We start from the raw sequence: 23478 nt of genomic DNA on the forward strand, positions 1-23478 counted from the left end.
TTTTTGGTCCTTATGCCGAGCGCATTTCATCGAGGATGGCTTCAGCTGCCGCCCGCCGGTCGGCCGCGCCGACGATCGGCCGGCCGACCACGAGGTGGCTGGAGCCGTTGCGGATCGCCTGCGCCGGCGTCACCACCCGCTTCTGGTCGCCATGGTCGCTGCCCGTGGGCCGGATCCCCGGCGTCACGACGGCCAGGTCGGGGCCGACGATGCGGCGCACCGCCTCCGCTTCCTCGGCCGAGCAGACGATGCCGCCCATGCCGGCATGTAGCGCCTGCTCGGAGCGCCTCAGCACCAGCGTATGCGGATCATATTCATAGCCGGCGTCGATCACGTCCTGCTCGTCCATCGAGGTCAGCACGGTGACCCCGAGCAGGCAAAGGTCGCTGCCCTTCGCAGCCTCGACCGCCGCCTTCATCGTCTTCGGATAGGCATGGATGGTCAGCATGCTCATGCCCATCCTGACGATGTTGTCGACCCCCTTGGCCACCGTGTTATCGATGTCGAGCAGCTTCATGTCGAGAAAGATCCTGGTGCCGCCGCTGGCCAGCTCGCGGGCGAAGTCGAGCCCGCCGGCAAAGGCGAGCTGGTAACCGATCTTGTAGAAGGAGACGATCCCGTCGAGCTCGCGCACCGCTTTCTCGGCTTCCTTCAGCGTCGGCAGGTCGAGGCCGACGATCAGCCTTTCCTGCATCGTGTCGGCATGCGCGGCGTCCGGGATCATGCCTCGATCCGCGTCGACAGCATGCGCGAGGTTTCGATCAGCGTTCGGCATAGGTGCTCCATCGATTGGCGTAGTCTCTCGTCCCTGAAGTTGCCCTCGTCGTCGAAGGCGTTGCCGCCCTCCGGCACCGAGCATTCCGGTGTCACCACCTCCATCCGGCAGCGCACCAGAACGGCGCGCAGATGGTTGATGCAGCGTATCCCGCCGAAGGGTCCGTTGGAAGACGAGCAGAGGCCGGCAACCTTGCCGGCAAGCGGCCTGAACGTCCGGCCGCCATCCTTGCGCAGCTGGCTTACCCAGTCGATGGTGTTCTTGAGCAGCGGTGGAATGGAGCCGTTATATTCGGGCGTCGCGATCAGCAGCCCGTCATGGGCGGCGATCATCCGGCCGAGCTTGACGGCGTTTTCGGGAATGCCTTCTTCCTTTTCCAGATCCTGGTCGAGGATCGGCAACGGATAGTCGGCGAGCGAGATGCGGGTCACCTCCGCGCCCTGCATGGCAAGTTCCTTCTGCGCAACGTCGGCGGTCCTGGCGCTATAGGCGCCGCTGCGCACCGAACCGGCGACGACGAGAATTTTCGGGATCACAGCCATGGGGTCTGCCTTGTCACCCGATGGGTATAAGACAAGTGCTATTCAAACCCAACGCTGCAATTCAGGCGGCCCCGCGTCGGTAGATCCAAAGCTGCGTCGGCGGAATGTTGCGGATGACGAAATGGAAATGCTCGACCGTATAGTCGCCGCGGCCCGGCGGGATCGGCGACAGCGGCCCGTAAGTCAGCTGCACGATCGGCCGGCCCGCCGGGATGCGGTCGAGCAGGCTCTCGACATAGGCGATGCGCTGGGCGACCGGGAAGTTGAGCAGCGGCACGCCCGATATCACCGAATCGAAGACCAGATCGCGCTTGTCACCGAGCGTCGCGTCGAGATTGAAGGCGTCGCCCTCGATGACGTTGACGCCTGGATAAAGCTGGCGCAGATGGCGCACGAAATCAGTGGAATATTCGACCGCGTAGAGATTTTCAGGCTTTATGCCCTGAGCGAGGATGGCGCGCGTGATGACGCCTGTGCCAGGCCCGACCTCGAGCACCGGCAGGCCGGATTTCGGATTGACGATCGAGGCCATCTTGCGCGCGGTGATGGAACTGGTCGGGACGATCGAACCGACCGCCTTCGGCTTGTCGATCCAGCCCTTGAAGAACTTCAGTTCGTCGTCGAACTTTTCCGCCAGCGTCTTTCGCAGTCCGGGACTACGCGTCATCGAAAGTCCTCCTCAACGCTCCCTCGCATGCTACTTAGCAGCTACGAGGTGCAAGACAAGGCGAATCCCCGGATAAGGTGTTGATGACGCTCGGGAAGCGTTTCCAGGGATCAGCTTCAATGCTCGCCGAACGTTTCGAAAAAGTCCTTCATGCGGGCGAAAAATCCGCTCGACTGGGGCGAATTGTCCTTTGAGGAAAGCTGCTCGAATTCCTCCAGCAATTCGCGCTGGCGGCGCGAAAGGTTCTGCGGCGTCTCGACCACGGTCTGGATGTAGAGGTCGCCGATATTGGGCTGGCGCAGCACCGGCATGCCCTTGCCCTTGAGGCGGAACTGGCGGCCGTTCTGGGTGCCTTCCGGCACCTTCACCTTCGTCTGGGTGCCGTCCAATGTCGTCACCTCGAACGAGCCGCCAAGTGCTGCCGTCGTCATCGAGATCGGCACCTTGCAATAAAGATCGGCGCCGTCGCGCTGGAAGAACTCGTGCGGCTTGACCGCGAGGAAGATGTAGAGATCGCCCGATGGGCCGCCGCGCAGGCCGGCCTCGCCCTCATTGGCAAGCCGGATGCGGGTGCCGTCCTCGATCCCGGCAGGGATGTTGACCGACAGCGAGCGCTCCTCGGTGACGCGGCCCTGGCCGGCGCATTTCGGACATGGATCCTTGATGGTCTGGCCGCGCCCCTGGCATTGCGGGCAGGTGCGCTCGATCGAGAAGAACCCTTGCGTGGCGCGCACCTTGCCGTGGCCGTTGCACATCGAGCAGGTGACGGGCTGGGTGCCGGGCTTGGCGCCGCTGCCCGAGCATTCCGAGCAGGAGATCGATGCCGGCACGCGGATCTGCGCGGTCTTGCCGGAAAATGCCTCTTCCAGCGTGATTTCCATATTATAGCGCAGGTCGGCGCCGCGCTCGCGACCGCCGGACGAGCGACGCTGGCGCCCGCCCATCATGTCGCCGAAAATGTCCTCGAAAATGTCGGCGAAGCCGCCGGCGCCAAAGCCTTGCGCCCCGCCATTCATGCCGCCGTGCTCGAAGGCGGCGTGGCCGAAGCGATCGTAGGCGGCGCGCTTCTGCGGGTCCTTCAGCGTTTCGTAGGCTTCGTTGATTTCCTTGAATTTGTGCTCGCAGGCATGGTCGCCTGGGTTGCGGTCGGGATGGAACTGCATGGCCAGCTTGCGGAAAGCGCTCTTGAGCTCCTTCTCGTCGGCGCCTTTTTGCACGCCCAGCGTTTCGTAAAAATCAGCTTTCATGTTTTCCCGCAGTCCGGATAGTCAACGTCTTGAAGTATCGTTGCGTCGTTTGCCGGCACGCTGTTCCGATTTAGGTGTGATGGAGCCGGGATGCCAGTGTCTACGAGGCTTTGTCCGCATTTTTTCGGGTAGCTCGGCGTTTTTCCGGCAAAGGGTTGCAAAAAAGCCCGGCTGTGCGCCGGGCTTTTTGCTTACCTGTACCGTCAGGCGGTTCAGGCCGACTTCTTCTTCTCGTCGTCTTCGTCGATTTCCTCGAAATCGGCATCGACCACATCGCTGTCCTTGGCGGCATCAGCCTTGGCGTCGGCCTCGGCGGCTTCCTTCTGCGAAGCCTCGTACATCGCCTGGCCGAGCTTCATCGAGACTTCGGCGAGCGTCTGCGTCTTGGCCTCGATCTCGGTCACATCATCGCCTTCGGCAGCGGTCTTCAACGCCGCGATCGCATCGGCAATCGCCGTGCGGTCGGTCTCCGAGACCTTATCGCCATAGTCCTTCAGCGACTTCTCCGAGGAATGCACCAGAGCCTCGGCCTGGTTGCGGGCCTCGACCAGTGCGCGACGTTTCTTGTCGACTTCGGCATTGGCCTCGGCATCCTTGACCATCTTCTCGATGTCAGCGTCCGAAAGGCCGCCAGACGCCTGGATGCGGATCTGGTGCTCCTTGCCGGTGCCCTTGTCCTTGGCCGAAACGTTGACGATGCCGTTCGCGTCGATGTCGAACGTGACCTCGATCTGCGGCACGCCACGCGGCGCAGGCGGGATGCCGACCAGGTCGAACTGGCCGAGCGCCTTGTTGTCGGCGGCCATTTCACGCTCACCCTGGAAGACGCGGATGGTCACCGCCGACTGCGAATCCTCAGCCGTCGAGAACACCTGGCTCTTCTTCGTCGGAATCGTCGTGTTGCGCTCGATCAGCCGCGTGAATACGCCGCCCAGCGTCTCGATGCCGAGCGACAGCGGCGTCACGTCGAGCAACAGCACGTCCTTGACGTCGCCCTGCAGCACGCCGGCCTGGATGGCAGCGCCAAGTGCGACGACCTCATCCGGGTTGACGCCCTTGTGCGGTTCCTTGCCGAAGAACTGCTTCACGATCTCCTGTATCTTGGGCATACGGGTCATGCCGCCGACCAGAACGACCTCGTCGATCTCAGCGGCCTTGAGGCCGGCATCCTTGAGCGCCGCCTTGCAGGGCTCGATGGTGCGCTGGACGAGATCTTCGACAAGGCTCTCGAACTTCGCACGCGTCAGCTTTAGCGTCAGGTGCTTGGGGCCGCTGGCATCGGCGGTGATGAAGGGCAGGTTGATCTCGGTCTGCGTGGTGGACGACAGCTCGATCTTGGCCTTTTCAGCCGCTTCCTTGAGGCGCTGCAGGGCGAGCTTGTCGTTCCGCAGGTCGATACCCTGTTCCTTCTTGAACTCGGCCGCCAGATATTCGACCAAACGCATGTCGAAATCCTCGCCGCCGAGGAAGGTGTCGCCATTGGTCGACTTCACTTCGAACACGCCGTCGCCGATTTCGAGCACCGAAATGTCGAACGTGCCGCCGCCAAGGTCATAGACGGCAATCGTCTTGCCTTCCTTCTTGTCCAAGCCATAGGCAAGTGCTGCCGCCGTCGGCTCATTGATGATGCGCAGCACTTCCAGGCCGGCGATCTTGCCTGCATCCTTGGTGGCTTGGCGCTGGGCGTCGTTGAAATAGGCCGGAACGGTAATGACCGCCTTCTCGACCTTTTCGCCGAGATAGGCTTCCGCCGTTTCCTTCATCTTCTGCAGGATCATCGCCGAGATCTGGCTGGGCGACTGGTTCTTGCCGCCGGCCTCGACCCAGGCATCGCCATTGTCGCCCTTGACGATCTTGTAGGGGACAAGCTTCTTGTCCTTCTCCGTCACCGGATCGTCATAGCGGCGGCCGATCAGGCGCTTGACCGCGAAAATGGTGTTTTCAGGATTGGTGACCGCCTGGCGCTTGGCCGGCTGGCCGACGAGGCGCTCGCCGTCGCTGTTGATGGCGACGATCGAAGGGGTCGTGCGCGCGCCTTCCGCATTCTCGATGACCTTGGATTCCTTGCCGTCCATGATGGCGACACAGGAGTTGGTTGTTCCCAGATCGATACCGATTACTTTTGCCATTTCTCTAATCTCTCCGCTAAGCAGGCTCTCAGGACCCGTACAGGCGTTCCGACGAAAGCCCCTGTTCACAAGAAATTCCGCTCCGGCAACCGGCATTCGGCGCTGGACGGCTTGGCGCGTATATAAGAACAGGCTGCGTGGCGCGCAAGCATTCTGCGCAAGGCGTTCACCATTCATCGCGGTTGATCGGATTCGGGACCGGCAGGCCCGTATTTTCCGGCCGTGATCCAGCCGGCCCGGCCCCGGTCCATGAACCTTTCCGCCTCACCTCGCGACTGACGCTCAGGTGCCGCGTGGTGCGGCCCCGGAAAGGAAAGCCCCATGACCACAGATCCAGAGGCTCGATGGTCTCCGGGAACAGCAGGAACTCAGCGCGACAGTCGCCTTCGGGACCGGGTCGATGCGCTGGGCTTTCCGCTGGTTCCGTTGACCCTGCGCGGACGCCGGCGTATCATGACGGTGAGGAAAGCAGACAATTCGATCAGGGATGAACGTGCCGGAACGCCGCGCCTTGCCCTGATTTGCGCGCCGAGACCGGATGTTTCTCCCATGACCTGTGGGGGGAGATCCATGTCTTGCGACCATGGCGCGTCCGTGCGCTCTCGTGCCGGCCATTTGCGCCGCGCAATCCAGGCTGCCAGCGGATTATCGGCCTTGGCACTCGCCGCTGGGCTCTGGCTCGGCGGCTCGGCACAGGCCCAGGAAACCCAGATCATCTATCCCGGCTCGATGGCAGTGACCGGATTCTCTGGCACCATCATCCCCAATTTCGAGGAAGGCCTGCCGCCGGGCGTCGATCCGGTCGACGAGACCTTCATCGACACGGCGCGCGCAACCTTGCGCGTCTTCGACGTTTCAAGGCTGGGCGGGCCGGCGTCTGGCCAATTGGTCTTCACCCCGCCACCCTTCGAGGTCACGGCCGAGCAAATCGGCCAGGTGTTCGGCATCACTTATGACGACGGCGTGCGCGACGGCGTTCCCTCGGCCATTCCAAACCTCTATGCCGGCGCCACCTCGCTGCACGGCATCCGCATCGTCACACCAGACGGCGACGCCGACGGCCGGCCGGAGCGGCAGCGCCGCGGCACGGCTGACGCGGTCTTCATGGACGGCCAGTTCGGCACCGAAAACGGCGGCGGCCCCGGAACGATCTGGAAGATCGATGGCATCACCGGCGCCGTCTCGAAATTCGCCGATATCGACGCCAATAGCGGTCCCGGCATCGGCGACGTCACTTTCGACAATATCCACCGCCAGTTCTTCGCCAGCGATCTCGACACCGGCCTTATCCACCGCATCGACGCCAATGGCGCGCTAGTCGACACGTTCGACCACGGCGTCGCCGGCCGCCCGGCGCACGGGCTGCCCCCAGTCGCCGACGACGGCTCGGTGATGGACATCCAGGGTGCTGCCTTCGACAGCGAGGACCCCGATAGCTGGGGCTACACACAGGACGAGCGCCGCGTCTGGTCGGTCGCCTATCGTGGCGGCCGGCTCTATTACTCGGTCGGGGAAAAGGCGGAGATCTGGTCGGTGGGCATTGCCGGCGACGGCAGCTTCGGCGACCCGCGCTGGGAGCTGACCGTCAAGGCCGACAAGGATTACGCGGTCACCGACATCGCCTTTGACAACAAGGGCTTCATGTATCTGGCTCAGCGCGGCCCGGTGGAAAACCGCTACGACTACAGCCAGTTCGCCGATTCCGGCAAGGGTGAGGTCATCCGCTACTGGCGCGAAAATCCGGACGATCCGGCAACGGAATCGGTCTGGGTGGAAGTGCCGCAGGAATATGCGGTCGGCTTCCCGCAAGACAACCGGCAGTCGGCCGGCGGCCTCGACCTGCAATATGGCTACGATTCCGAAGGCAATCTCGATACCGGCATCTGCACCGACACGCTGGTCGATACCGGCGACAAGTTGCGCGACAACCCGGCGCTCGCCGAACAGCTCGCAGCCGGGGGGCCGCTTGCCGTGCACGGCGTGCAGATCACGCCGACGGCGCTGGTCAGGCCGGCCAACGTGCCGCCTTTCGGCTCGTGGTTCGTCGATTTCGACACTTATTTCGAAGACCCGGAAGTGGAAGGCCATGTCGGCGACGTCGAGGTCTGGCGCCCCTGCGAAGGCCGTGCCGGCTATTACGAGCAGGTGCCGGGCGGCTATCTGCCACCGTTCTATCCGCCGGACTTCCCGCCCCCCGGCAATCTGCCTCCTTGCCTTGATGTCGAGGATGTCGAGTATTTCTGCACGCCCTCCGGCCTCGAGGCCGATCTCTATCTTCATGACCATACCGGCTTCGGCGGCGATTCGATCAAGGCTCTGTCCAGGACGCCTGGCGTCGGGGTGACTTCGCCCCTGTCGCATGCGCCCGGCGCGCCATTCACGATCGGTATCACCGGCCATTATCCTGGCGACAGGGTCGATGTCGGGCTCTGCTTCTACAGGCAGTCCGACCGCGACAAGGGTGGCTACTACCCTTGCTGCAAGATGACCTTGCCGCTCAGAACCCCAGCCGTCAGCTGCGAACCGTGAGAAGGGGAAGATGAGCAATCTTGCACAGTCCCCGCTTGCGACGAGCAGCCAATCAACCGGCAAACAATCATTCGTCATGGAGACCATCATGAAACCCCTGTCACTCGCCAGGCGCGGCGCGCGCTGGCTGATGGCGGCCGGTATCGCGGTCGCCATGCTGAGCCCGCTGCAAGGCTTCGCTGAAGACCTTGCTCCGGCCAAGGCCAAGCCTGCCGATGCAGGCACTGTCATTCCAGATCCCAAGCTCGATTTCGACAATCCTCGCATCGTCAACCCGGAGCCGGGCCGGATCGTGCCCTTCTTCACCAAGAAAGGCGGCCAGAGAGGCTGCGACTATGTCGTATACTCGCTGAGCTTTGGCTTGCGCGGCAATCCGCAGGGTTTTGCCGGCCCGGGCCTCGCGGCCATGCTGAAAAAGGTCAGGCTCGACTTCAGGGACCAACTCCCGCACGGCCTGCGGATTGTCGGCGTGCATGTGACCGGCGACGGCACCGACGCATCCGGCGGACCGCTGCCCGGCGCTGCGATCAGCAGTTCGGCTGGCCCGGACGATACGGCGACGGTGTCCGATTTCCGGATTTCCGCCAGCGACCTCGACGGCATCGGCGCTGCGAACGAGCGCGCCATCACCTTCCAGATCACCGCCAAGATCGACCATGCGGCGTTTCCGTCGCCGGCAATCGTCGATAACCAGGGGCTGATCAAGGTGAGCCGCGGCGACCGCGGTGCTGGCGTCGAAATTCCGTCGCAGGACCCGGGCAAGCCGGACGACGGCAACTATCTCACGGGTGCAAAGACGTCGATCAAGATCGACGTCACCGAGTGCAACCCACCGCCTCCACCTCCTGGCAATCGTGAATGCTTCAAGGTGGAGCGAGGCACGGTCGATTGCGTGCCCGGCGGCGGCGCCTTCATCTACCATATGCCGGTCGGTCCAGAGATGGCCGGCAAGTGGATACAGCTTTCGACGACGACACCGGGCATCACCATCATTCCCGACACCCAATTGGTGCCGGCGGGCGGCGGTGTGCTCAACTGGAAGATCGTCGGCGCCTCACCGGGCGACGTCATCCACCTCATCGTCACCGGCATCGAAACCTATGCCGGCCCGAAGGAGGGCTGGGGTCTGTGCTGCACGCAGACCATCGACATCGTCATCCCGCGTGACCAGAGGTGCCCGCCGAAGGACAAGGAACCGGATCTGAAAGTCGAAAAGCGTGCCATCGTGCAACGTTGCACGATGGCGGGCGGCTGCGACTTCACCATCAGGGTCACCAATGTCGGCGATGCGCCCTACCACGGCAAGATCGTGCTCGACGAAGTCACCCTGCCGGCCGGCTCCACCCTCGATTCAGGGCCGAACCCGCCTTGGGTCTGCGCGCCTGGAATCACCCCGATGATTTGCACTCATCCGGTGACCACGCTCAATCCGGGCGCCTCAGTCGACCTCAAGCTTGGCTTCAAGCCGGCCGCAGGCTGGCAAGGCAGCGTTTTGCGCAACTGCGCCACCTACAATTACGGCGTCAGCGGCAAGCCGCTTTTCGGCAGCCAGCAAAACGACCGCGGCTGTGCGTCGATCCCGGTCTGCCGCCGTGGCGATCGTGGCCGCGACTGCCGGCCACCGGTGGAGAAGAAGGTCGACCTGATCCTGAAGAAGCGCGCCCGCACCGAATTCTGTTCGGCCGATGGCGTCTGCACCTTCGTGATCGACATCATCAACAATGGCAGCGTCCTCTATAACGGGCCGCTGACGGTCGTCGATACCTATCCGGGCGGCGCGCCGGCATCCTCGACCTTCGGCCCGACTCCGCCATGGACGTGCGGACCGAACGGTTCCGGCAAGTTCCGCTGCGACAATCCCGGCATCGCGCTTATGCCGGGCGCCTCGACGCCGATCTTCGTCAGGGCGGTGATGCCGGCCAACTTCCGGCCCGATACCGTCGAGAACTGCGCCGAGGTGAAGGCCATTCCCGGTGAGAACGACATCACCAACAACAGGGCCTGCGCCAAGGAACGCATCCGTCATCCGAATGGCGGGCAGCCGGCCATGCGCATCACCAAGGTGTGCAATGGCTCGCTGGCCGGTGCTGCGGTCGTTTCCTGCCGCATTACCGTCATCAGCCTCGGCGCCACTGCCCCGACCGGTCCGGTGCGGGTCAACGATGCCGCGACGGTGATAGCCGGTGGAGCGCAGGTCCAGATCCAGACCGTCACCCCAGACGGTGCGGAATGGGCTTGCGGACCGGTTCCGGCCAATTCGCTGTCGTGCCAGATTCCCGGCGCCGTTATGACGCCTGGAACCAGCCGCCATTTCGACGTGACGGTTGCTGCGAACGGCGAATTCGAGAACTGCGCACGCGGCTCCTACGGCCCGGCTCCGGGAGACGATATCGTCTATCCGATCGGCCAGGCCTGCGCCAAGGGCGGCGGTGCCTCGACCATCCGGGTCGAGAAGACCGGCGACGCCGAGTGCAAGCCCGGCCAGCCCTGCTCGTTCGAGATCACCATCACGAACGATGGGACGAGCGCCTTCTCCGGTCCGGTTCGCATCGGCGATGCGATCGGCGTCGAAGGCCTCGGCCGGCTGGAAGGCGTTGCGATCACCTCGATCGATCCGCCCTTCGGCTGCTCGCCGGAGCCGGCAACCTTGCCTCTGTCCTGCATCGCCCAACTGACGCTCGGCGCCGGGGAAAGCCATGTGCACAATGTGACCGTGATCATTCCCGACGATGGCCGTCTGACCAATCTGCAGGGCACTGTCAACGGCCAGAACTGCGTCGGCGTGCTGTCTCCGAACACGTCGGTGCAAGGCGGTGGCGACGTGTTGTCTCGTGGTGCCGCCAATGTGCAGGGCGATCGCGGCAAGGCCTATGCCTGCCATCCCTTCATCATCACGCATGAGGTGAAGAAGGAATGCTCACAAGGCTTTGTCATGAACGACGCCGGCAACTGCGTCTGCCCGCCAGGCACGACCTTCCGTAACGGCCAATGCTCATCCGGCGGCGGCACGGTCATCGTGCCGAAGCCAAAACCTTGCGTTCTCCTCAAAGGCCAGATCCGTACCGAGGACGGACGCTGCGTCTGCCCGCGCGGGACCGAGCTGGAGAACGGCGCTTGCGTGGGCAACAAGCCGCAGCCCGAGCAATGCACCATTCGTGGTCAGATCCACAACGCCAACGGCGAGTGCGTCTGCCCGCGGGGCACGGAAGTCAGGGGTAATGTCTGCCGGCCAATCCAGCCAAAGCCCGAGGAGTGTACCATTCGTGGCCAGAGCCACAACGCCGCTGGCGATTGCGTCTGCCCGAGAGGTACGGAAGTCAGGGGCAATGCCTGCCGGCCAATCCAGCCAAAGCCCGAACAGTGCACCATTCGGGGCCAGATCCATAACGCCGCTGGCGATTGCATCTGCCCGAGGGGTACGGAACTGCAGGGCAATGCCTGCAGGCGCAAGAAGCCGGTTGTGGTGGAGTGCCCGATACCTGGCCAGATCCACAACAAGCGCGGCGCCTGCGTCTGTCCGCGTGGGACAGAGCTGCGCGACGGCGCCTGCCGCAAACCACGGCTGGAATGCGCACCGGGCGCGCGGCCGATCAATGGCCAGTGCCAGCCGATCATCAAGCGGCGCTGCCCTATCGGAACGGTCGGACGATATCCGGACTGCGTCCCGGTCCGCAGGAAATCGACGCTTGAGCCGAACCTGCTGCTGAATCCGAATGTTCCTCAGCAGGTCGTGCCAAGGCGCAAGCCGCAGCCGGAGCAATAGGATACGGCGCGGGAAATCCAGAACTTCAAACAGTGACCGTACTCGTCACCCAATACCCGCCGGAGCGATCCGGCGGGGTTTTTCTTCAGCGGGCAGATGAGAAGGCAGCGCAAACCTGAAGCCGCTGCATCGGCGGAAGGACAAACCGGCTTCCACTTTCCGGACTCATGGTCTAGGCAGTCGATACAGACAGAGGGTCCGCAAACCGGGGCGTACGGGAAGGCCGCATCATGAGCAAAAAAACCCTGATCGCGCCATCGGTGCTGGCTTCCGATTTCTCGAAGCTCGGCGACGAGGTCGAGGCGGTGACGGCCGCCGGCGCCGACTGGATCCACCTCGACGTCATGGACGGGCATTTCGTCCCGAACATCACGTTTGGGCCACCGGTGATCAAGGCGATCCGCAACCGCACCGAGGCGTTTTTCGACTGCCATCTGATGATCGCGCCGGCCGACCCCTATCTGGCCGCCTTCGCCGAGGCCGGCTGCGACGGCATCACGGTGCACGCCGAAGCCGGGCCGCATCTCGACCGCTCGCTGCAGACGATCAAAAACCTTGGCAAGAAGGCCGGCGTGTCGCTCAACCCGGCGACACCGGAGACGATGATCGAATACGTGCTCGACCGGCTTGATCTGGTCCTGATCATGACGGTCAATCCGGGGTTCGGCGGCCAGGCCTTTATTCCAGCGATCGTCGACAAGGTGAAGCGGATGAAGGCGCTGATCGGCAACCGGCCGATCCGGATCGAGATCGACGGCGGCATTTCGCCTGAAACTGCGCCCCTTGTCACCGCGGCCGGCGCCAGCGTGCTGGTCGCCGGCGCGGCTATCTTCAAGGGCGGCAGCGTCGACGCCTACCGGGCAAACATCGAGGCAATCAGGGCAGCGGCGGACAAGGCGGCCGGCTGACCGCTGCCGTCCGGCCGGACCAGCCGCTCGGGGGGAAATATGAGCAACCATCTGTTCGATGCTTTCCGTGCCCGGATGCCCGCGCCCGAACGCCTTTTGATGGAGACAGAGGATGGGCGCTCGATCAGCTATGGCGAGACGCTGGCGCGCTCCGCTCAACTGGCGCATGCGCTGTCGCAGCTGGGCGTCGAAGCCGGCGACCGCGTCGCCGTTCAGGTCGAGAAGAGCCCGGAGGCCATTTTCCTTTATCTCGCCTGCCTGCGTGCCGGCGCGATCTTCCTGCCGCTCAATACCGCCTATACGCTGACCGAGCTCGACTATTTCTTCAGGGATGCCGAGCCGCGACTGGTCGTCTGCGACCCGGCGCGAGCGGGCGAGATCGGCGCTTTGGCGCAGACCTCGGGCGCTGCGGTCGCGACACTCGGCAGCAAGGGCGAGGGTTCGTTGACTGATCGAGCCTCTGAGGCGGCCGTGGACTTCCACGATGTGGCGCGCGGACCGGACGACCTTGCCGCGATCCTCTACACGTCCGGCACCACCGGCCGTTCGAAAGGCGCTATGCTCAGCCACGAAAACCTCGCCTCCAATGCGCGGGTGCTGGTCGACCTCTGGCGCTTCACTGCCGCAGACGTGCTGATTCACGCGCTGCCGGTTTTCCACACGCATGGCCTTTTCGTCGCCACCAATGTCGTCCTGATGGCCGGCGCCTCGATGCTGTTCGAAACCAAGTTCGACCCGGCTCGCATCGTCTCGCTGCTGCCGCGCGCCACCGTCCTGATGGGCGTGCCGACATTCTACGTCCGCCTGCTGCAGCAGGACGGTTTGAACCGGCAAGCGGCGAAAAACATCCGCCTGTTCATTTCCGGCTCGGCGCCGCTTTTGGCCGAGACGCACAGAGCCTGGCGAGAGCGCACCGGCCACGCCATCCTCGAGCGCTACGGCATGACCGAGACCAACATGAACACGTCGAACCCGTACGAGGGCGAGCGGCGTGCCGGCACGGTCGGCTTCCCTTTGCCCGGCGTCTGCCTGCGCATCTCCGATCCCGATGGCGGCGAAACACTTGCCCGGGGCGAGGTCGGCATGATCGAGGTCAAGGGCCCGAACGTCTTTTGCGGCTACTGGCGCATGCCGGAAAAGACCAGGGCGGAATTCCGCGACGACGGCTACTTCATCACCGGCGATCTCGGGCTGATCGATGCCGACGGCTATGTCCACATCGTCGGCCGCGGCAAGGACCTGATCATTTCCGGCGGCTACAATATCTACCCGAAGGAAGTGGAGAGCGAGATCGACGCTCTTGCCGGTGTTGCCGAAAGCGCTGTCATCGGCGTTGTCCATCCGGATTTCGGCGAGGGTGTCACGGCGATCGTGGTGAGGGCGCCGGGCTCGACGATCAGCGCCGCCGCGATCATCGAGGCCATCGCTGGGCACCTCGCCAGGTACAAGCATCCGAAACAGGTGATCTTCGTCGACGAACTGCCGCGCAACACGATGGGCAAGGTGCAGAAGAACCTGCTGCGCGAAGCCTACAAGGACCTCTATACGTCCAAAGCCGGCTAACCCTAACCAGCAGGGCTGGCTGCAAAAACTCTGGCGCCGTCGATCCAGACGCTTTTCATGTCCAGATCGTCCGACAACGAAACGATGTTGGCGGCGGTTCCCCTGGCGAAGCGCCCGAGCCGGTGCGACTGGCCGATCGCCTGCGCCGGATAGAGCGAGGCCATGCGCAAGGCTTCGTCGAGGTCGAGACCGACCACGCGATGCACGAAGCGCACCGCGGAAATCATGTCGAGATCCGCGCCCGCCAGCGTGCCGTCGGCAAGTGTCAGCCTGCCATCCTTGCGGTGGATGGTGCGACCGTTCAGCGTGAACGAGGTCATGTCGGTGCCGATCGTCGCCATGGCGTCGGTGACGAGCAGGATCTTGCCCGGCCCCTGCTTGGCGCGCAAGGCGATGGCCATGGTGGCCGGATCGACATGGATACCGTCGGCGATGATGCCGGCATAGAATGTGCCGGTATCGATTGCCGCGCCCGCCAGCCCCGGCTCGCGATTGCCGATCTGGCTCATCGCGTTGAAAAGATGGGTGACCACCGTTGCGCCGGCCTCGGAAAAGGTGCGGGCCGTGGCATAGTCGGTATCGGAATGGCCGATGCTGACGATGACGCCGGCATTGCTGAGCGCCGATACCTGGTCGGGCTCGACGGATTCGGGCGCCACCGTAGTCAGCAGCACCGGCAGGTTTTTCCGCGTCGCGATCAGCATCGCCTGGTCGGGATCTAGCATCGGCCGGATCAAGGCCGGGTCATGTGCGCCCTTGCGGGCGATCGACAGATGCGGGCCTTCGAGATGCAGGCCTAGGAAGCCCGGCACCTTCCGTTGTGCGGCCTCTGCTCCGGCGGCAACCGCCGCGGCGGTGATCTCGGACGTGTCGGTGATCAGCGTCGGCAATAGCGCCGTCGTGCCGAAGGGCGCGTGCGCCCGGCAGATGGTCTCGATCGAGGGGACGTCGGGATGGTCGTTGAGCATGACGCCGCCACCGCCATTGACCTGCAAATCCACGAAACCCGGAACCAGCATACCGCCGCCGGTCTCGATAGGCGCAACACCGGATGGAACGGCGCCGGCGGCAACGATGGCCTCGACGAGGCTGTCGCGCACGACAAGCGCCGCATTGTCGTGCCAGTCATCGCCATCGAATATCCGGGCGCCGGTCAGCGCAAAGCGATCGCTCATAGCGTTTCCGTCACCTTGCGCAGATTGGGCGGCGTGTCTGGGTCGAGGCCGCGATGGCGGGCAAAAGCCTCGACGAAACCATAGAACGACACGATCAGTGTCAGCGGGTCGGTCAGCGGATGACCGGTGGCGACATGCGGCAGAGGCTGCGCCTTCTTTGCCTTGTCCGAAGTCACAAAGACAGCGGCGCCCTTGCCGGCCAGGCTGTCGGCGGCCTCGGCGACGGATGGTTCGGACGCATCGCGGGCAGCCAGCGCCAGCACTGGGAAGCCGGGACCGACCAGCGCCAGCGGGCCGTGCATGACTTCGGCGGCACTATAGGCTTCCGCATGCATGGCGCAGGTTTCCTTGAATTTCAGCGCCGCCTCGTTGGCGATCGCCGCCGACGGGCCCCGGCCAAGGATGAACAGCGATTTCGGCGTCTCGAGTGCCCCGGCCAGCGCCATCCAGTCGCAAGCGATCGCCTTCCGAAAATGCTCCGGCAAGCGGGCAAGTGCTGCCAGAAGTTTGTCGTCGCCGGTGCAATGCGCCATCAGAGCGAGCCCTGCGACCGCCGAATTGACGAAGGTCTTCGTCGCTGCGACGCTGCGCTCCGGTCCGGCAAGGATGTCGATCGCGTAGTCCGAAGCCCGCGCGAGCGGCGAATCGGCGGTGTTGGTGATGGCGACGGTCAGCGAACCGCCGGCCCGCGCCGCTCGCGCCATCGCAACGATGTCCGGGCTCTTGCCCGACTGCGAGATCGCCAGGCAGGCCGAGCCGCCCAGCTTGAGCTTTGCGCCATAGATCGAGGCGATCGACGGGCCGACCGATGCAACCGCCAGGCCCGCGGTCAGCTCCACGGCATATTTCATGAAGGTCGCGGCATGGTCGGACGAGCCGCGCGCCACTGTGACGATGAAATTCGGGTCGCGCTCGCGAATGCCGCGCCCGGCTTCCGTCAGCACGGCGGCCGAGCCGTCGAGCAGGCGGGCGGTGGCCTCCGGGATCTCCTCGATCTCGCGCCGCATATGGGTCATTGTTGCGGTCATGGCCTGCCCTCTTCGCCCGGCCCGCTCAGCCGGAGTTCGGCGACAAAATCATAAGCGTCGCCCCTGTAGATGGAGCGGGTGAACTCGATCACCTTGCCGCTCGCCAGATAGGAGATACGCTCGATGTGCAGGCCGGCAATGCCCGGCGGCACTTCCAGCAGATGCGCGTCGCCATCGCCGAGATTGGTGGCGGAAATGCGCTGCACCGCCCGCACCGGCCTGTTGCCGGTCTTTTCCAGCGCCGCGTAGAGCGACGAACCGATCGCCGCCGGATCGGGCAGCACGCTTGTCGATAGTGAGGCGCGCTCGATCGCCAGCGGCGTGTCGTTGGCAATGCGCAGGCGCGCGACGCGCGCCACCAATTCGTTCGACGCCAGGCCGAGCACCATCATCTCGTCGGGCGATGGCGGATAGAGGCCGCGGTCGAGCCAGGCCGAACGCACCGCCATGCCGCGCCGTGCCATGTCCTCGGTAAACGAGGTCAGCATCGACAGGGACTGCTCGACGCGCTCCATGCGCGGCGCAACGAAGGTGCCGGAACCATGACGCTGGACGAGGATGCCGCCCTTGACCAGGTCCTGCACCGCCTTGCGCACGGTGACGCGCGAAATATCGGCCTTGCTGGCGATGTCGCGCTCGGAAGGCAGCGCATCGCCCGGTCCGATCAGCCCGCGTTTGACGGCGTCCTCGATGCTTTTCCTCAGCTGCAGATAGAGTGGCGCGCCACTCTGCGACGATTGTCTCAGCGCCGCGAAAATCTGGTCGGCGGCGTCGCTCATCGCGCCGCCTCCGCCGCCTTCGTAAAAATCCGAACCGCCATCTGAACCGCGCCGCCCAGCGCGTCGTCGAGCGGCGGCTTCAGCAGCGCCCGGTAGCGCACCGACAGGCGCGGCGCGTAAAGCGGCGCCAGGCCGCCGAGCAGGCAAAGCGGATCGTCGCCACCAAGGTCGAGCACGCCAAGTGCTGCCTCGACATCGGCCACCGCCTTGTCGAGGATCCAGATAGCGACGACGTCGCCTTTTTCGGCATGTTCGAACACCTTGGGTGCGAAGCCGCCGAAATCGCCGGGCTTGGCATTGGTGGTGAATTCGACCACATCCTCGGGATTGTTGCGGAAGATGGCGAGCATGGCCTGCGTCAGTGGCGATCCTTCGCGGATGCCGTCATAGGCGAGCAGCGTCTGCTCGAGCAGGTCGCGGCCGATGCGGGCGCCGCTGCCCTGGTCGCCGACCTGGAACCCCCAGCCGCCGATGGCACGCGATCGGCCGTTCTTGCGCGCCATATAGGCGGTGCCGGTGCCGAGTATGGCCATGGCGCCGTCACCGGAGCCGACCGCGCCTTCCAGCGCGATCTCGGCGTCGGTCTCGACACGGCTGATGCGGAACGGCAAGATCGCTTCGAGCTGCTGCCTGTAGGTGCCGACATTGGCGCCGGCTAGGCCGAGAATGGCCGGAGTTTGCGGGATCAGTCCGGGATCTCTGCCCGCGGCGACAAAGGCCTGCTGCGCCGCGTCGACGATGTTGGCCCTGGCGCCGGTGAGATCGGTTCGGATGTTGGCGGCGCCGCTTTTGGCGCGGCCGAGGACGCTGCCATCGGCCGTCGCAAGGGCCGCCCTGCAGCTGGTGCCGCCGCCATCGATGCCGAGCACGAATTTCACGCGATTTCTCCTCCAGACGGATAATACCAATAAAATACCAATAGCCAAGGATTAATTTCCGTTTCAAAAAAGTTAAGGCGTAGTTTGTTGGAAAATCAGCTGATTTCGTCCGCAAGCCTGCGCCACCGCAAGGATTTGATTAATGCGTGTGGACAAGTGGTATTTTTTTGGTATGGTTTTCTCGATTGGAGGAAAGCGGATGGCCGAAACGCGCACCGAAGCGCTTCACCACAATGCCGAGGGACTGGATATCCAGGCCCCGGAAGCCGTCCTTTCCTCTTTGGCCAACGCGCAGATCGAGGCCGCCAAGGCCGTTCACGGCGCCATTCCTGCCATTGCCGCGGCAGCCGAAATCATCGCAAGCAGACTGAAAAGCGGCGGCAAGCTCGCCTATGCGGCCGCCGGCAGCTCGGGCCTGATGGCATTGGCCGATGCGCTGGAGCTGCCGGGCACTTTCGGCATCCAGCGCGACCGTATCGCCATCCTGATCGCTGGCGGCGACGAAGCTTTCAAGACACTGGCCGGCGGGCCGGAGGATGACACTGACGAAGCTTCGGCAGCGGTCGCCGCCGCCGGCGTTGGCAAGGGCGACTGCCTGATCGCCGTCTCGGCCAGCGGCTCGACGCCTTATGCTGTCAGGGCGATCGAGGATGCCAGGCGCCGCGGCGCGGCGACCATTGCTGTCGCCAACAACGGGGATGCGCTGCTGCTGCGGCTGGCCGACATCGCCATCCTGCTCGAAACGCCGCCCGAGCTGATTGCCGGCTCGACGCGCATGGGCGCCGGCACCGCCCAGAAGATCGCACTCAACATGCTGTCGACGCTGGCAGCCATCCATCTCGGCCATGTCCATGATGGCTACATGGTCAACCTCACGGCCGACAACATCAAGCTGCGCGACCGCGCCGCGCGCATCGTCGCCGCCGTCAGCGGGCGCGACAAGGACGAGGCGGGCCGCCTGCTCGAAAAGAGCGGCGGCGTCGTCAAGACCGCCATTCTGCTCGCCGCCGGCGCCGCCAGCGCCGATGTGGCCGAGAAGATACTGGAAGGGACCGGCCACAAGCTGCGGCCAGCCCTTTCCGCGATCGAGGGGAGCAAGGGGCGCAATGCCTCTGTTCTCATCAAAACCGAACCTGAAAAAGGTCAACAGGGAGACTGAGCATGACAACGAAGCTACTGACGGCACTTCTTCTCGGCACCAGCATTCTCGGCACCGCCGGGGTGGCTTATGCCGACGACGTAACGCTCAACATCGAAAGCTGGCGCGGCGACGACCTTGCCATCTGGAAGGACAAGCTGATCCCGGCTTTCGAGGCCAAGAACCCCAGCATCAAGGTGGTATTCGCGCCGTCGGCGCCGACCGAATATGACGCCGCCCTCGGCGCCAAGCTCGCCGCCGGCTCGGCCGGCGACCTGATCACCTGCCGCCCGTTCGACAAATCGCTGGAACTTTTCAAGAAGGGCAATCTCGCCGATATCTCGACGCTGCCCGGCATGGAGAACTTCTCCGATGTTGCCAAGGCCGCCTGGCAGACCGACGACGGCAAGTCGAGCTTCTGCGTGCCGATGGCCTCGGTCATCCACGGCTTCATCTACAACAAGGATGCCTTCGACAAGCTCGGCATCAAGGTGCCGACGACCAATGAGGAGTTCTACGCCGCGCTCGACAAGATCAAGGCCGACGGCACCTACATCCCGATGGCGATGGGCACCAAGGATCTCTGGGAAGCCGCGACCATGGGCTACCAGAACATCGGCCCGAATTACTGGAAGGGCGAGGAAGGCCGCCTGGCGCTGATCAAGGGCGAGCAGAAGCTGACCGATCCGCAGTGGGTCGAGCCCTACAAGGAATTGGCCAAGTGGAAGGACTATCTCGGCGACGGCTTCGAGGCGCAGACCTATCCGGACAGCCAGAACCTGTTCACGCTCGGCCGCGCCGCCATCTACCCGGCCGGCTCGTGGGAAATTGGCCTGTTCAACACGCAGGCGCAATTCAAGATGGGCGCCTTCCCGCCGCCGGTGCAGAAGGCCGGCGACACCTGCTACATCTCCGACCACACCGATATCGGCATGGGCCTCAATGCGGCCTCGAAGAACGCGGATGCGGCCAAGACCTTCCTGTCCTGGGTGGCCTCGCCGGATTTCGCTACCATCTACGCCAACGCGCTGCCCGGCTTCTTCAGCCTGAACAACACGCCGGTGAAGATGGAAGACCCGCTGGCCCAGGAATTCGTCTCCTGGCGCGGCAAGTGCAAGTCGACGATCCGCTCGACCTACCAGATCCTGTCGCGCGGCACGCCGAACCTCGAAAACGAGACGTGGGTTGAATCGGCCAACGTCATCAACGGCACCGACACGCCGGAAGCTGCCGCCAAGAAGCTGCAGGACGGCCTCGACAGCTGGTACAAGCCGGCGAAGTAAGGCGTGGCGAAGCGATATCTCCCCCCTCGAAGGGGAGATGTCGCCAAAGGCGACAGAGGGGGTCGTCGAGGCAGGCCGCGGCTTGATCGTTGCTGGAAAGCACGGTCGAACGATGATGGCGCGCTGCCTCGGCCGACCCCACCCGCCTCGCTTCGCGAGGCACCCTCCCCTCGATGAGAGGGAGGCGCCGTGCCTTTTGACGGCAATAGCAAGACCTGATCGGCGGGGACCGAACGCATGGCCGCAGCACCGAAAAGACCGTTCCGCTGGCATATCGGCGTTTTCCTGGCGCCGGCGTTGCTGGTCTATACGGCGATCATGATCTTGCCGCTGGCCGGCACGCTGCAGCTGTCGCTGTTCCGCAACATCAACCAGTCGCAGGTGTTCGTCGGACTGGAAAATTTCCGCATGCTGTTCGGTGATCCCAACTGGTCGGTCAATTTCTGGAACGCGCTGCGGAACAATGTCTGGTTCTTCATCATCCACATGCTGGTGCAGAACCCGATCGGCGTCCTTTTGGCAGCACTTCTGTCCAGCCCCCGATTGCGGTTTTCCGCCTTCTACCGCACGGCGATCTTCGTGCCGACGATCCTGTCCTTCGTCATCGTCGGCTTCGCCTGGAAGCTGATACTGTCGCCGCTATGGGGCGTGGCGCCGCATATGATGGACCTTGTCGGCCTGAAAAGCCTGTTCACGCCCTGGCTCGGCAAGGCGCAATATGCACTGACCGCGCTCAGCCTGATCTCAGTGTGGCAGTTCGTCGGCATCCCGATGATGCTGATCTATGCGGCACTGCTGTCCATCCCCGAAGAGGTGATCGAGGCCGCCGAATGCGACGGCATCACCGGCATGGCGCAATTCTGGAAGATCAAGCTGCCGCTCATCCTGCCGTCGATCGGCATCATCTCGATCCTGACCTTTGTCGGCAATTTCAACGCCTTCGACCTGATCTACACCGCGCAAGGCGCGCTCGCCGGGCCGAACTATTCGACCGATATCCTCGGCACCTTCCTCTACCGCGCCTTCTTCGGTTTCCAGCTGCAGGTCGGCGACCCCAATATGGGCGCGGCGATCGCCACGATGATGTTCCTGATCATCCTCGGCGGCGTCTGCGTCTACCTGTTCCTCGTGCAGACGCGCTTGCGTCGCTACCAGTTTTAGGGGAGCGCGACCATGAGCACCGCAACCCGTTCGCTGCCCCGCACCATCGGCGCGCATGCGATCCTTCTGACCTACACCGCAATCGCGCTGTTTCCGGTGATCCTCGTGATCATGAATTCGTTTAAATCCCGCGCGGGCATCTTCGGCGCGCCACTGACGCCGCCGACGCCGAAAACCTTCGACCTGATCGGCTACACCACTGTGATCGGTCAGGGCGACTTCATCCACTATTTCCAGAATAGCCTTGTCGTCACCGTCGCCTCGCTGTTCTTCGTGCTTCTGTTCGGCGCCATGGCGGCTTTCGCGCTGTCGGAATACCGCTTCCGCGGCAATTCGCTGATGGGGCTTTACCTGGCGCTCGGCATCATGATCCCGATCCGCCTCGGCACCGTCGCCATCCTGCAGCTGATGGTGGCGAGCGGGCTGGTCAACACGCTGACGGCGCTGATCCTGGTCTACACGGCGCAAGGCCTGCCGCTCGCCGTCTTCATCCTGTCGGAATTCATGAAGCAAGTCTCCGACGATCTGAAGAATGCCGGCAGGATCGACGGCCTGTCCGAATACACCATCTTCTTCCGGCTGGTGCTGCCGCTTGTGCGGCCATCGATGGCGACGGTCGCGGTCTTCACCATGATCCCGATCTGGAACGACCTGTGGTTCCCGCTGATCCTGGCGCCGTCGGAGGAGACCAAGACGGTGACGCTCGGCGCGCAGCTGTTCCTCGGCCAGTTTGTCACCAACTGGAACGCCATTCTGGCCGCACTGTCGCTGGCGATCATGCCGGTGCTGATCCTCTACGTCATCTTCTCGCGGCAGCTGATCCGCGGCATCACTTCGGGAGCGGTCAAGTGAGTTCGCAAACACCCCTTCGCGTCGTCGTCGCCGGGCTCGGCAATATGGGGCGCAGCCATGCGCTGGCCTATCACACCAACCCGGGCTTCCAGATTACCGCACTGGTCAACCGCTCGGATGTGCCGCTGCCGGAAGGGCTTTCGAGCTATGGCATCCGGCGTTCATTCGACGAGGCGCTGCGTGACGAACGGCCTGACGTCGCCTGCATCGCCACCTATTCCGACAGCCATGCCGATTATGCGGTCAAGGCATTCGAGGCTGGCTGCCACGTCTTTGTCGAAAAGCCGCTGGCAACGACGGTCGCGGACGCAGAACGCGTCGTAGCCGCGGCCAAGGCCAACGGCAAGAAACTGGTGATCGGCTACATCCTGCGCCACCACCCGTCCTGGATCAGGCTGATCGCCGAGGCGCGGAAGCTCGGCGGCCCTTACGTGTTCCGCATGAATCTCAACCAGCAATCCTCCGGACACAGCTGGGAGACGCACAAGCAGCTGATGCAAACGACGTCACCGATCGTCGACTGCGGCGTGCATTATCTCGACGTGATGCTGCAGATCACCGACGCCAGGCCGGTCGAGGTGCGCGGTATGGGGCTGCGGCTGAGCGACGAGATTGCGCCCACGATGTACAATTACGGCCACCTGCAGGTGCTGTTCGACGACGGTTCGGTCGGCTGGTACGAGGCCGGCTGGGGGCCGATGATTTCGGAGACGGCTTTCTTCGTCAAAGACGTGATCTCGCCCAACGGCTGCGTGTCGATCGTCATGAAGGAGGGCGTCAGGTCCGACGACATCGACACCCACACCAAGACCTCGACCATCCGCCTGCACAGTGCTGCAACCGGCGCGGACGGCAAGTTCGCCAAACCGGACGAGATGCTGTCGATGGAAGGCGAGCCCGGCCATCAGGACCTCTGTGACCTCGAACAGGCGTTTGTGCTGAAGGCGATCCGCGAGGACCTCGATCTTGGCCGCCACATGGACGACGCGGTGAAGTCGCTCGCCGTCTGCCTTGCCGCCGACGAGAGCGTGCGCAGCGGCCTCGCCGTGAAACTCTAGAAC

18 protein-coding genes are annotated in these 23478 nt (G+C 63.9%); 9 read left to right on the forward strand and 9 right to left on the reverse strand.

From position 1 onward, the window contains the following. Positions 1 to 10: 10 nt before the first annotated feature. From pyrF to dnaK, 5 genes are all read right to left on the reverse strand, one after another. Entirely contained in the window at positions 11 to 724 is a 714-nt protein-coding gene (gene pyrF / locus NKH01_RS30400; protein WP_023718909.1) for an orotidine-5'-phosphate decarboxylase, read from the reverse strand. Continuing rightward, positions 721 to 1317, reverse strand: a complete 597-nt coding sequence (locus tag NKH01_RS30405; RefSeq protein WP_352481403.1) for an NADPH-dependent FMN reductase — start codon at positions 1315 to 1317, stop codon at positions 721 to 723. The genes pyrF and NKH01_RS30405 overlap by 4 nt, the downstream gene beginning before the upstream one ends. Before the next feature lie 61 nt (positions 1318 to 1378). Continuing rightward, a complete protein-coding gene (pmtA, locus tag NKH01_RS30410) occupies positions 1379 to 1984 on the reverse strand; it encodes a phospholipid N-methyltransferase PmtA (protein WP_352481404.1) in 606 nt (201 codons plus the stop codon). 116 nt (positions 1985 to 2100) lie between these two features. Next, on the reverse strand, positions 2101 to 3231 hold the full coding sequence (gene dnaJ, locus NKH01_RS30415; protein ID WP_023679852.1) for a molecular chaperone DnaJ: 1131 nt from the start codon (positions 3229 to 3231) through the stop codon (positions 2101 to 2103). 212 nt (positions 3232 to 3443) lie between these two features. Further along, positions 3444 to 5360, reverse strand: coding sequence for a molecular chaperone DnaK (dnaK, locus tag NKH01_RS30420; protein ID WP_023718912.1), 1917 nt, complete (start codon positions 5358 to 5360; stop codon positions 3444 to 3446). A 321-nt stretch (positions 5361 to 5681) separates the two neighbouring features. On the opposite strand from dnaK, the gene NKH01_RS30425 reads away from it, so the two are divergent. The 4 genes from NKH01_RS30425 (at position 5682) to NKH01_RS30440 (ending at position 14123) form a co-directional block, all read left to right on the forward strand. Next, the gene (locus NKH01_RS30425) at positions 5682 to 7889 is read left to right on the forward strand and encodes a hypothetical protein (protein ID WP_502895966.1); all 2208 of its coding nucleotides are present in this window, start codon (positions 5682 to 5684) and stop codon (positions 7887 to 7889) included. 10 nt (positions 7890 to 7899) lie between these two features. Further along, positions 7900 to 11652, forward strand: coding sequence for a DUF7929 domain-containing protein (locus NKH01_RS30430; RefSeq protein ID WP_353023997.1), 3753 nt, complete (start codon positions 7900 to 7902; stop codon positions 11650 to 11652). A gap of 230 nt (positions 11653 to 11882) precedes the next feature. Beyond that, the gene (rpe, locus tag NKH01_RS30435; RefSeq protein WP_352481407.1) at positions 11883 to 12560 is read left to right on the forward strand and encodes a ribulose-phosphate 3-epimerase; all 678 of its coding nucleotides are present in this window, start codon (positions 11883 to 11885) and stop codon (positions 12558 to 12560) included. 39 nt (positions 12561 to 12599) lie between these two features. Beyond that, entirely contained in the window at positions 12600 to 14123 is a 1524-nt protein-coding gene (locus NKH01_RS30440; protein WP_353023999.1) for a malonate--CoA ligase, read from the forward strand. Between the two features lie 2 nt (positions 14124 to 14125). On the opposite strand, the gene nagA is transcribed toward NKH01_RS30440, so the two are convergent. Genes nagA through NKH01_RS30460 form a run of 4 tightly spaced genes read right to left on the reverse strand, consistent with a single transcriptional unit; the run spans position 14126 to position 17983 of the window. Beyond that, complete coding sequence (gene nagA / locus NKH01_RS30445) at positions 14126 to 15298, reverse strand: N-acetylglucosamine-6-phosphate deacetylase (protein ID WP_353024001.1); 1173 nt, start codon at positions 15296 to 15298, stop codon at positions 14126 to 14128. Then, positions 15295 to 16326 carry an SIS domain-containing protein gene (locus NKH01_RS30450; protein WP_352789046.1) on the reverse strand — a complete coding sequence of 344 codons (1032 nt, stop codon included), beginning with the start codon at positions 16324 to 16326 and terminating at the stop codon, positions 15295 to 15297. The genes nagA and NKH01_RS30450 overlap by 4 nt, the downstream gene beginning before the upstream one ends. Next, positions 16323 to 17105 (reverse strand): GntR family transcriptional regulator, encoded by a 783-nt coding sequence (locus tag NKH01_RS30455; protein ID WP_023718918.1) that lies wholly within the window; start codon positions 17103 to 17105, stop codon positions 16323 to 16325. Before NKH01_RS30455 ends, NKH01_RS30450 begins: the two co-directional genes overlap by 4 nt. Continuing rightward, positions 17102 to 17983: a glucosamine kinase nucleotide-binding domain-containing protein gene (locus tag NKH01_RS30460; RefSeq protein WP_352481411.1), complete on the reverse strand. Its 882-nt coding sequence runs from the start codon at positions 17981 to 17983 to the stop codon at positions 17102 to 17104. Before NKH01_RS30460 ends, NKH01_RS30455 begins: the two co-directional genes overlap by 4 nt. A 199-nt stretch (positions 17984 to 18182) precedes the next feature. Here NKH01_RS30460 and NKH01_RS30465 point away from each other — a divergent pair, with 199 nt between their 5' ends. The 5 genes from NKH01_RS30465 (at position 18183) to NKH01_RS30485 (ending at position 23475) form a co-directional block, all read left to right on the forward strand. After that, positions 18183 to 19142 carry an N-acetylmuramic acid 6-phosphate etherase gene (locus NKH01_RS30465; protein ID WP_353024003.1) on the forward strand — a complete coding sequence of 320 codons (960 nt, stop codon included), beginning with the start codon at positions 18183 to 18185 and terminating at the stop codon, positions 19140 to 19142. 2 nt (positions 19143 to 19144) lie between these two features. Further along, complete coding sequence (locus NKH01_RS30470; RefSeq protein WP_352858740.1) at positions 19145 to 20404, forward strand: ABC transporter substrate-binding protein; 1260 nt, start codon at positions 19145 to 19147, stop codon at positions 20402 to 20404. Between the two features lie 237 nt (positions 20405 to 20641). Continuing rightward, the gene (locus NKH01_RS30475) at positions 20642 to 21565 is read left to right on the forward strand and encodes a carbohydrate ABC transporter permease (RefSeq protein WP_023718922.1); all 924 of its coding nucleotides are present in this window, start codon (positions 20642 to 20644) and stop codon (positions 21563 to 21565) included. A gap of 12 nt (positions 21566 to 21577) precedes the next feature. Then, positions 21578 to 22417, forward strand: coding sequence for a carbohydrate ABC transporter permease (locus NKH01_RS30480; RefSeq protein ID WP_010912697.1), 840 nt, complete (start codon positions 21578 to 21580; stop codon positions 22415 to 22417). Beyond that, positions 22414 to 23475 carry a Gfo/Idh/MocA family protein gene (locus NKH01_RS30485; RefSeq protein WP_023718924.1) on the forward strand — a complete coding sequence of 354 codons (1062 nt, stop codon included), beginning with the start codon at positions 22414 to 22416 and terminating at the stop codon, positions 23473 to 23475. Before NKH01_RS30480 ends, NKH01_RS30485 begins: the two co-directional genes overlap by 4 nt. Positions 23476 to 23478: the final 3 nt, after the last annotated feature.

The organism is Mesorhizobium sp. M1403 (assembly GCF_040317695.1).
In the GTDB taxonomy this organism is placed as follows: domain Bacteria; phylum Pseudomonadota; class Alphaproteobacteria; order Rhizobiales; family Rhizobiaceae; genus Mesorhizobium.